This window comes from Alkalibacillus haloalkaliphilus C5, from assembly GCF_000269905.1.
GTDB lineage: Bacteria > Bacillota > Bacilli > Bacillales > Alkalibacillaceae > Alkalibacillus > Alkalibacillus haloalkaliphilus_A.
In genome coordinates this window covers 1-7,992 of sequence record NZ_AKIF01000135.1, presented here as the reverse complement: position 1 = coordinate 7,992, position 7,992 = coordinate 1, and the positions used below count along the sequence as shown (strand labels likewise).

The window sequence follows — 7,992 nt, the reverse complement described above, 5'->3', positions numbered from 1 at the left end:
TGCGAGCAAGAGGGGCGAATTTTGTCGAATGTTGCGTTTGCCGATATAATGAGATTTTCGCCGGATTCTTGATTGCTTTCGCCGGAATATTTAATATTTCGCCGAATTATCAAGATTTTCACTGAAAATCCAGTTTGTTCCAGCAGCTGATGAGAGGCACACTACCTCAGCGTGACAGCGCGCAGGTGCGTTCGCTTAATTATGAGTCGAGTTCGCCTAATTATTTAGAATTTCGCTTAATTATTAAGAACTTCTCCTAATTAATGACAATTTCGCTTAATTATTGCGGCGAGCGCCGATAAAAAGTTCCAAACAAAAAGCTCAACCACATAGCGTGATTGAGCTTTTCTTAATGACTCTCTCTTTTTCTGGTTTTTGGGATGGCTTCTTGATCATTTTCTTAAGCAAGCTAAGGACGGGTTGTTTTCCGCCCAAGACTAATCCTACGATTTCAGCAATAATGTGAATGAGTAAAAATGCTAAGAACGCAATTAAGATTGATGCGCCTAATGGTGAATAACCGAACATAATGGCTAGTGCTCCGAATAGTCCGCTAAATAAGTAGATGACTAAAACAGCAGCACGGTGCGATAGTCCAGCATCAATTAACTGATGGTGAATGTGTTTGCGGTCGGCAGTCATAATGCTCTCACCATTTTTCAAGCGTCGAACGATCGTAAATAGCGTATCGACAATCGGTACGGCTACAACCATTAATGGAATGATGAAACTAAATAGCGCAACGTTTTTAAACAGTCCTAACATTGAGATGATCGCAACCATATAGCCTAAGAATAGCGACCCTGAGTCTCCCATATATATCTTGGCTGGATTAAAATTATAATATAGGAAGCCTAAGTTAGATCCTAATAAAATAATCGCTAGAAATGCAGCTGCAAAGTTCCCTTCTATAAATGACATCACTAAAATTGCTGAAAGTGCAATGCTCGTGACACCTGCTGCTAATCCGTCTAATCCATCAATTAAATTAATTGCATTGGATACGGCTAAAATCCATATAATAGTGACGATGATACTTAAGTTATTTAGCTCAATTTCACCAAATAATGGTATATTAATTTTTTCAATCAGTAATCCTGAAGATACGATAATCATTGCTGCTAATCCTTGGCCAGCTAACTTATATACAGGTCTAAGGTTGAAGAGATCATCAAAGAAACCTGTTAAAAGCATAATGAATGCGCCAACGATAATAGCTAGTTGATGTTCGTGGTCAGGCCAGAACATGATATAAGCTACCATAACACCTGAGAAAATGGCAATTCCACCGAGATATGGCTTATCTTCGGTATGCATTTTACGTTCGTCAGGGCAATCGACTATTCTATACTTAATCGCGATTCTTCTAACGATTGGTGTCATAATCAATGCTGTTATTAGTGCGACAATAAAACTTATTATTAAAATAGTAAAGTTCATTTTAAATCCCTCTTTAATCGAATTGAAGCCCATATACATATTAGCATATGTTGGACTGTAAATAAATGAAAATCAATACCAATCTTACAAAATAGAGTTTGCATAGTTTGTAAAAACATTCTATAATTTATAGAGTTATGATAAGTATATTTTAGAGGGGAATACTACAATGGGTAGAATTGAACAACGTAAAAAGCGTAAAAAGAAACGTTTAAAACGTTATATGTATATATTATTCGCATTGTTTTTAGTTGTTGGTGGTGTCGCTTCGTATTTTGTTTATCAAACGTTACAAGCCGCTAGTAGCTCTTACGATGACTTAGGACGCGAACAATCAGATTTAAGAGATGAAGCTGTTAACATCAGTGATGACCCTTTTTCTGTACTGATTATGGGTGTTGAAGATTATGAATCTGGTGGTGAAACAGGTCGAACGGATTCTTTAATGTTGGTGACTTTTGACCCTGATGATCAGTCAGCTAAGATGTTAAGCATACCGCGTGATACTCGCGTTGATTTCGCTGGAATGGAACGAACTGATAAAATTAACCACGCTTATGCTTTCGGTGGTAAAGAAATGACAATCGATACAGTGGAGAAATTTCTAGAAGTTCCAGTGGATTACTATGTGTCAGTCGACTTTGATGCATTCATACGAATTGTTGACGTATTAGATGGTGTTACGGTCAATGTACCATTCGACTTCGAACAAAAGACGATGGCACCCGACTCATATTACGTCCAGTTTTATGAAGGTGAACAACATGTAAACGGTGAAGAAGCGCTAGCCTTCGTACGTATGAGGAAACAAGACCCTCGGAATGACTTAGGACGCATTGAACGTCAACAAGAGTTTCTTAACGCGTTAGCTGATGAAGCGATGTCGTTACAATCATTAACACGAGTTGATCGAATTGCGGATGTCGTCGGTGAAGAAATTACTACAAACATACGTATTCGCGACGGTTTCAGTATGTTAATGAACTTAAATAACTTTAATCGTGATAATATAGAGTCGGTTGAATTTGATACGTATCACCAAATGATTGGCGGCGTGAGTTATCAGACACCAGACCGGGGTTCTTTAGAAGAAGCTCGAATGGATATTAAAGAGCATTTACAGTTAATTGAGCCAACACCTGAAGAAGATGAAGAGTCTGAAGGTGAAAGTGAGCAGTATTAAGATGGAAGCTTTCCTCAACAGTCGTTGGGGAAAGCTTTTTCTTTTGGTGTGGCGGTGCTTGATAATCGTGGAGCGGAATTAGGCGAACGCCCGATTAATTAGGCGTTCGCTTAATTAATGAGAGTTTCGCTTAATTATTTTAGATTTCGCCCAATTATCGAGAATTTCGCTTAATTATTGTGAATTTCGCTTAATTATCAGACTGAGTTTCTATTTATAAACTCCAATAATAGTACCCTTCTCGCTCACACTCGTTTCGGTCATAGATTTCTTTCACATCGATCAGAACCTTATTATTTTTATTTTTGTAAAGCGTGTGTAGTCGTTCATGTGTGAAGCGTTGTTTAATCTCGTCATGTCCAACTGCGACGATGATCGCATCTAAGTCGTCTAGCTCCTCTTCTCGACTCATTTTCAATCCATACTCAGATTCTACCTCTTCATTTCTTACGAGTGGATCATGAACTAATACGTCAATGTCATAATCGTGCAGCTCTTTAACGATATCGACGACTTTAGAGTTTCTGACATCTTGTACATTTTCTTTAAAAGCAAGTCCAAGAATAGCCACTCTGGCGCGTGATAAGTCTTGTTTAGCTTGTACCATTTTCTTAATGGTATTTGACGCGACATGTTTCCCCATCGCGTCATTAATTTTACGACCGGCTAATACTATTTGTGAATGGTACCCAAGCTGTTCCGCTTTATAAGTGAAATAGTATGGATCAACACCGATACAATGCCCGCCAACTAATCCTGGCGTAAACTTAAGGAAGTTCCACTTCGTCCCAGCCGCTTCAAGAACCGCTTTCGTTGGAATGTTCATCCGATTAAACACCATTGAAAGCTCGTTCATAAAGGCAATATTAATATCACGCTGAGCGTTTTCAATCACTTTTGCTGCTTCTGCCACTTTTATCGATTCCGCTCGGTGTACGCCTGCATCGATTACTGATCCGTATAATTTCGCCACTCTATCTAACGCTTCATCATCAGAACCAGAGGCGATTTTAACAATGTTCGTTATTGTGTTTTGTTGATCACCTGGGTTAATGCGTTCAGGCGAATAACCGACCTTAAAGCCTCCATTTAACTTCAAACCCGACTCTTCTTCAAGAATCGGAACACAGATTTCTTCTGTCGTGCCAGGATAAACTGTAGACTCATATACGACGATTGAACCTTCTCCCATATGTTTGCCAACTGTTCGACTTGCGGCAATGACAGGGTTCAAGTCCGGCGTTTTATCCGTATTAATCGGTGTTGGGACCGACACGATATAAAACTGACAATCTGACAATAGCGATTCCTCATTTGTAAACGTCATAGATGTTTGGCGTAACGCTCCTTCTCCTACCTCTCCTGTTACGTCACTTCCCCTCTTATAATCATTAATTTTGCTTTCATTTATATCGAATCCTACAACGTCATACTTTCTCGCAAGCTCAATCGCTAACGGTAAACCGACATAGCCTAATCCGATTACTGCTACCTTCTCTTTAAACATTTGCATCACCTATACTCTACATACCCAAGTTCAAACATGAATATACCAAAAATTATATTACAAAATTGTATATAGTTTTTCAGTTTAGTTAAGGTTCATTTAAACGGGTTTATTTTTCAAATTGCTAGGTATACCATAGCCCAATAAGTCCACTAGGAGGTGCGACCTTTATGAATTGGTATGACATGTTGAAAGAATACTTTCCAGAAGAAGAATTAAAAACAAAACAACACTTAGATACATTGTTAGCTGAAAAAGATTACTATTATTTAGATTGCAGTGAACAACACGTCTTACTATATGCTGAGTTTCCAAATTTCATATTCGTAGACTATATGTATGTGAGAGGAACAAAGAGGCATAGAGGGATTGGTAAACAATTAATTCATAAATTAAAGGAAAAAGGGAAGACTATAATATTAGAAGCTGAACAACAAGATCCCAATGATCCTGATACGAGTAAGAGATTGCGATTTTACAGTCGAGAAGCTTTTAATAAAGCAGACTGCATTCAGTACACTAAACATTCACTCATTACAGGTGAGAAAGTTAACTTAGATATCTTGTATTGGGATAGTAATGGAGAAGAAAATGAAGTCTCGATTTATATGAAAATGATCCAAATGTACGAGGAGGTTCATACGTTTAAAGAATTTGAGCTTTATAATGACTATCATCCTAAGGCTCATGATGTAATTCATTTAGTAAAAACAGGACGAGATCTACTGAGTTAAGTCTTAAGTGCTAAAAATTGTAATAAACGTTACACAAATGATAATTGTCGAAATAAAAACGTAAGTCCCCTTTAACATTATTTACTAACAAGTTGTGGAATAATACAAACAAGAAACGGGGGTATCACTCATGATGTTTTCAATAACGGCACCATTTAAAAAGCAAAAAAAACAAAATAACGTTAGTTCTAAGAAGCAAGTGAACTATGTAGGGTGCATGCGAAACTCTAGGAAACCAAAAGACTTCTTTAAACTATTATCTCAAGCTTGTGCGCACTATGATTTAACACTCGTCTATTTCAGCCCTAAAGACGTTGATATGGACCGTGGAACAGCAAATGGCAAAGTATTAGTGAATGATGTGTGGGAAGAGCGTGAGGTGGAAATACCGAGATTTATAGATGTGTCTAACTTTTGTTATAAGCACAGATCGGTTATGAACTACCTTGGACAAGTCTCAACACTTTCTAGTGAAAGAATTGGGTCAAAAGCAAAATTGTATAAAGCAATTAAAGAATCAGGTGAATTTGATCACTTAATTATTCCATATATAACAACCGATAGTCCTAAAGATGTTTTTGAGTTTCTCTTTCAGCACCAAGAAGTTATTTTAAAGCCTAAAATCGGCAAAAAAGGTGAGCACATTTATAAAATATCATTTATTGATACAAACCAGTTTATGATTAGTTATGAAACAACTGAGAGGATATTTAATCGTGAAGAGTTAATTAACTTCTTAGCAAACTTAGTAACAAATAAGAAGTACATTTGCCAACGATATATTCATTCCTATGACAATAATCAAAACCCATTTGACTGTCGCATAAGGTTAGAAAAGAACTTAAATGGAAACTGGGAGATTGCAATCAATCTAGTTAGGATATCAAGCAGTCAAAAGGTCGTTTCCAATGTAGCTCAAGGTGGATATGTGTCAGAACTTGAGGCATTCTTAAAAGTGAACTATCCTGATAATTGGGAAACAATTCAAAAGGAAATAAATCAAGTTGGTGAGGAACTTCCTTTACACATTGAAGAGGTCACAGGTAAAACCTTAAACTCCCTTGGTATTGATATTGGTATAGATCAAGATGGAAAACCATTCTTATTTGAAGCTAATACAGCACCCGGTGTTGATTATGCGCTTGGAGAAATTGCGATGTTGAAATCCGGGTATTACTATTACATGTTAAAAAACGTATTAAGAGATGATATGAAAGCTATCTAACGCATTATAAAGGGGTTCCGGATATTCCGGAACCCCTTTATAAAGAATTTATTCAATTTTTTCTATCCAGTTATTTGCTGTCCATCTCTCATTACCATCATAGTAAATTCGATACCATGTGTAATTTGTACCACTTAGAACTGCATCCTCTGAAACTATGTTCTGATTGGAATCTAGACTTAATACTACAAACTCATTATCTGGCAATGCTCCAACTCTATTGCCAGCAGGGTTGTCTCGAATAGTAATTCCATTTCCAGAGTCAACGACATATAGGTTTAAGATTTCTATATAATCTTTAGAAACCCACCCTTTATCACCATTATAATCAATGTATAACCAGTTTCCGCCGTTATCACCTAGAATGTCAATAATAGTTCCATTAGATATTCCGCCAATTCTATCATAGCTAGTTGATGGTCCTTTCCTAAAGTTCAAGCTGTTTGAAACTTGTACTTCCCCAATTACTCCTGATGGGTAGCTCTGTTCAACATGATCTCCCGGGTCCTGTGTATCTTCTGGTGGTGGTGGTACAGATCCATCTGGTCCAGGTTGACTGTTGTAGCTTGGAACATCATACCTTAATACATAGTCATTTATACTATCACCTAGCATACTATGCATCATATTAGCTTGAATTTCTGCCCAGCGAACGTGTGTAGCATATTGCCTACCTAATGAATTGTTATTTGCGGCATATTCAGGGTCCCACTTCATCTTAAATAAAGTATTTTGACCTCTTCCTATATAATTGTTGGAGATTTGTTGCGCTCCTCCAACTACTGCTGCTTCTGGACTAAACCAATCGCGATCAAACGCATATTTCGCTCCACCATTTGTTGGGTCATCATCAAATGCTCCATAGCCGTACATGTTATAAACAATTTGTTCTACATCTGGATGATTCTCATCACGAACAACGTTACCATTCTCTCTTATCACGTTACCTGATCCATCTACACCGACACCTTTTGCTAATGTAGACGTTCCATGTGAAGTTTCATGAAGAGCATGAGCTATTAGGTAAAGTTCATTCAACCCGTACTGTTCTCCTGCTTCAATAAAAGCTCCTCCAGTACCATGTAACGTGCCAGCACCATTTAAAAAGCTACTATTTAATTCTGAGGCTGGTAGATTAGTAGATTCATCTAACAACAAGAACTGAAGATATCCCGATGATCCTTCAGGGAAATTTGAAGGGTTCATATAATATCTAACATTTGCTTCATCAGCATCAATTAATCCAGCACCATCATATTTAGGTGTTCCATGAGATAACTGAATATCAACTGCCCTACTGAAGTTTATGTCATATTCAGAGTAAGTAACCATTGGTTCACTAAGGTCAATCGAGTAAAGCGCTTCTAAAGTCTTATAGTCTGCAATTCCACTAACTGGTAGTCCAAAGTCTTCTTGGAAATCCATAACAGCCTGTTTAGTTTGAGGGCCAAAATAGGTGTTTGGATCGCTCCAATTAGCATAATTGAGAGCATTTAACGCCTCTTTCATTTCTCTTGCCTCTTCACTATATGTTCCCACCTGCATTGATTCTTCAATTATTTTGTCTATTTTATTCACTGTAACAGTGTCACCTATTCCGTTGACAACTAAATCAAAATGGCTTTGGAACCAACTAACTGCTGATTCTGTTTCGGAAGCGAAAAGTGTTGTTGGCTCATCCCAATCTGCAAAGCCTAAGGTAACTAACTTTTCTTTCATCTCTTTTGCCTCTTCACTTCTAACGCCACTTTGAAGAGGTGTAGTATAAAGCTCTTCTGCAAGACCTAGAGTAATCTCATCTGCTATACCATGTGGAACAAGTCCATAATAATTTTGAAAGTCTTTTAAAGCTGATTCTGTTTGTGGTCCAAAGTAGTCATTAGGATCATCCCAGTCCGCAAAA

General features: G+C 37.5%; 6 protein-coding genes. 3 read left to right on the top strand and 3 right to left on the bottom strand.

Translation table 11 applies throughout. The features are described 5' to 3' along the window. Positions 1–321 precede the first annotated feature (321 nt). Positions 322–1,440: a glycosyltransferase family 4 protein gene (locus A194_RS0112685; protein ID WP_017187202.1), complete on the bottom strand. Its 1,119-nt coding sequence runs from the start codon at positions 1,438–1,440 to the stop codon at positions 322–324. Between the two features lie 169 nt (positions 1,441–1,609). Here A194_RS0112685 and A194_RS0112680 point away from each other — a divergent pair, with 169 nt between their 5' ends. Continuing rightward, entirely contained in the window at positions 1,610–2,623 is a 1,014-nt protein-coding gene (locus tag A194_RS0112680) for an LCP family protein (protein WP_017187201.1), read from the top strand. A 214-nt stretch (positions 2,624–2,837) separates the two neighbouring features. Here the strand turns inward: A194_RS0112680 and A194_RS0112675 are convergent, their stop codons facing one another. Further along, the gene (locus A194_RS0112675; RefSeq protein ID WP_017187200.1) at positions 2,838–4,130 is read right to left on the bottom strand and encodes a nucleotide sugar dehydrogenase; all 1,293 of its coding nucleotides are present in this window, start codon (positions 4,128–4,130) and stop codon (positions 2,838–2,840) included. 170 nt (positions 4,131–4,300) lie between these two features. Between A194_RS0112675 and A194_RS0112670 the strand changes: the two genes are divergently transcribed. Both A194_RS0112670 and A194_RS0112665 read left to right on the top strand, forming a co-directional pair. Next, positions 4,301–4,864, top strand: a complete 564-nt coding sequence (locus tag A194_RS0112670; RefSeq protein WP_017187199.1) for a GNAT family protein — start codon at positions 4,301–4,303, stop codon at positions 4,862–4,864. Between the two features lie 130 nt (positions 4,865–4,994). Continuing rightward, positions 4,995–6,089, top strand: a complete 1,095-nt coding sequence (locus A194_RS0112665; RefSeq protein WP_017187198.1) for a YheC/YheD family protein — start codon at positions 4,995–4,997, stop codon at positions 6,087–6,089. 48 nt (positions 6,090–6,137) lie between these two features. On the opposite strand, the gene A194_RS19485 is transcribed toward A194_RS0112665, so the two are convergent. After that, positions 6,138–7,992 (bottom strand): peptidoglycan-binding protein (locus tag A194_RS19485; RefSeq protein ID WP_157783061.1); only part of this gene is annotated, 1,855 nt, incomplete at its 5' end.